Source organism: Prevotella sp. Sow4_E9_plate, assembly GCF_052116205.1.
GTDB lineage: Bacteria > Bacteroidota > Bacteroidia > Bacteroidales > Bacteroidaceae > Prevotella.
The window spans coordinates 1-2,926 of sequence record NZ_JBQKLN010000098.1 but is presented as its reverse complement, the minus strand read 5'-3'; the positions used below and the strand labels follow the sequence as shown (position 1 = coordinate 2,926).

The 2,926-nt window shown below is 32.1% G+C and carries 2 protein-coding genes; both read left to right on the top strand.

All coding sequences use genetic code 11. The features are described from left to right. Window positions 1–86: 86 nt before the first annotated feature. A complete protein-coding gene (locus ACTQ53_RS17315; RefSeq protein ID WP_441934538.1) occupies window positions 87–2,024 on the top strand; it encodes an ATP-dependent nuclease in 1,938 nt (645 codons plus the stop codon). A gap of 2 nt (window positions 2,025–2,026) precedes the next feature. Continuing rightward, window positions 2,027–2,830 (top strand): hypothetical protein, encoded by an 804-nt coding sequence (locus ACTQ53_RS17310; protein WP_441934536.1) that lies wholly within the window; start codon window positions 2,027–2,029, stop codon window positions 2,828–2,830. Window positions 2,831–2,926: the final 96 nt, after the last annotated feature.

Sequence of the window (2,926 nt, the reverse complement as noted above, 5' to 3'; positions counted from 1 at the left end):
AGCGATTTCTCGACAGATATTCACCAGCGGAGCCAATTGCTATGTTTCACTCAGAATGACCACACTGGTCATGCTGGATTCAAAATATGCCCCTTTTTAAAGTGGGCTCATTACTTAAAAATTTTAAGTGCTATAAGGGTATAAATATCTTGCCTTTTTCAGATGATGAGCCAAACTATTTAAATCTCATCATAGGTAATAATGGCGTGGGAAAAAGTGCAATACTAGAAGGATTGGATACACTATTTAATGATGCTCATTGGATCGTAAATAATGATTCAAAGTCAAAAGAAGATTCTCAAGTAGGTGCTTTGTTTTTATTAGAGAAAAACCGAGTGAATCTGATTTTGGATTCTAAGGAAAAAAATATTCTTGAAGAGATAAGTACTTTCTTTTGGAATTTCAATCCAGCTTCGATGCTGCCTTATCGAGGCTATGAGTCATTTTTTGAAACAATAAAAACTCATAAGCGATTTGAAGATGAAAACTATTTGGTTTTTATAGGGAAATCATATACAAATAAATTATTGAATTTTCTGACATTTGATAAACAAGTGAAAAATTCAATTACAACTGATCCAAAACCATCTGATGGTGCTTTACATAAATTGTTGCATTCTATTTTAGAATTTCATGCTTATATTTATATACCAGTTGAAACAACGGTAAGTAACTTTGTTAGACTTCAAAATATGAGTATGCAAATGCTCAAGGATGAAATTTCTAAAAAATTAAATGAGAAAAGAATTTCTAGGAATCATGGACCCAAAGTTAAGAAGTTGTCTTTGTTGGACATGATAAATGAAATATTGGAAGCATATGTCAATACAGTGGAAGGGGATATCCAAAAAGAATATGAAGGATACAGTTACAAACCTGCACCCAGACAAAGTTCAAAATTGAAGGCAAGTCATGTGTCTGATACCATAATAGAAGCATATTATTCCAAACGAATTTTTAAAAAAGATGAAAAATTGATAGAGGATCTTTCTTCTGGCGAAAAACGTATTATTCTCATAGATATAATTTCTGCTTTTATACAAAAAAATAGTCCATCACGAGAGCTTATCGTAGCAATAGACGAGCCTGAGAGTTCTTTGCATATATCAAAATGTTATGCCCAGTTCTCAAAAATTAGTAAAATAGCATTGGAATACAACCATCAAATATTTGTTACAACACATTGGTATGGTTCTCTTCCTATACTGAAGAATGGTGGTCTTATTCATATTGACGATTTGAATAAAGCTACATATAGTTCTCTTAATAATTATTTCGAAAAGAGAGGCGATTTGCCTAATGATATACAACTAAAAGGCTATTTTGATTTGACATCATCTTTATTATATGCATTCAGAAATTCACTTCAGACAATGGTGATAGTTGAAGGATATGAAGACAAAAGATATATAGAATATTATCTGTCCTCTTTGAACTTGAACATAATACCTGTAGGAGGATGTTCAAATGTAAAGAAGATCTTCAGTTATTTGTGGACACCTCTTTCTGATAGAGAAATGTCAACGAAAGGTGATAAACGAAAAATTATTTGTTTGATAGACACAGATATATCATGCCCAACAATTGGTATGGAAGAAGATATTAAGTCAAATATTTTAGTAATGAGACGTCTTCACCAAGAGGAAGAGCAGACTGCATGTTTGATAAGATGTACAGACAACAAAAAAAATCCTACTGAAGTAGAAGATGTTTTAGAACCTTCTTTGTTTTATCAAAGCTTGCAAAAAATAATTCAAGAAAGGGGTACAGAACAGGAAAAAGATGTTTTTTCTCATTACATTTTTAATAATGGTGTGAAGAACAGTAGAATAAAAGGTGATTATAGCATTCTTAAGCAAAATGTTCTAGGCAGAAATGTTGCAGAAGACAAAAAAGTAATATCTTCATTTGTTGATAATAATAAAGATTTAATAGCTGTAGAATATACATCCAATCCTTTTTCTGGAAATATTCCTAAATGGATAGAAGATCTTAGATTTTTATGTGAAAAGACTGTTGGTTAAATATGAAAGAGTTAGAAAGATTGTCCAATGAACTTAAACAGTTCTTGACAAAATATGATAAGCGAATTATCCTTGGACATTTTACTCAATTGATTGAAAATCCTTCATTGGGATTTGCTCAAGATGAAGTATGCCTGTTATCGTCTCCAATGAGGCAATTGTATTATCTTGCAGGTCTGTTGGTAACTACAACGAAGAGTGGCGAGGAAGTGAATTATACTAAAGAAGATTGGACATATATTGTAGATCACTTAAATGCCATTGAAACGGAGTATTTTAAAATATTCCTACCAAAAGAAGAAACAGAGATTACAAATAAATGGAAGAAAAAACGAGAAGTGGCAATGCCGTCTTTTCTGTCATATTTTAATCAGGGACCTCTGAATTTTGAAGAACAGTCTATTAGCTGGATTTCAGATTTATATCAAAAATTAGATGCTATAATCGAAACTGAAATTGGGCTAAAGACTATTGATTTTCTTCATTTCTATGATAATTTAGATAGATGGTGTGAAGATAACTTAAATAGTTTCCCAAATCTTGAAATATCTCAAATTCGCTCTAATTGGCAAGAATATACAACCTTACAACTTGGTGTGGTAGATGAGGCTCCAGAAGAGATAAAAACATTGGGTAAAAGTCGTTTACCCATGTATGCTTTTGACGCAGATTATGGTATGAAGAATCGCTTTAAAGCATCAGACTTAGAGGATAAAGATTTGCCTTTGGTCAAGGTGGAGCAAATTTTGTCTGTGCTTTCTTTTAAAGTGGTAGATTCTGATTTCCTCTATTCAATAGTTCGTTAATAATTCAATAATGTGCTAAGCAGCTATACGCTGTAAGCACGAGAGATCTTTGAAAATCTTGCTAATTAAAGTTCGGTTCGGGGTGTACCCACTTGC

Excerpts from the sequence above, each read along its gene's own strand:
- ACTQ53_RS17315 (WP_441934538.1), top strand. The coding sequence starts at position 87 with ATGCCCCTTTTTAAAGTGGGCTCATTACTTAAAAATTTTAAGTGCTAT.
- ACTQ53_RS17310 (WP_441934536.1), top strand. The coding sequence starts at position 2,027 with ATGAAAGAGTTAGAAAGATTGTCCAATGAACTTAAACAGTTCTTGACA.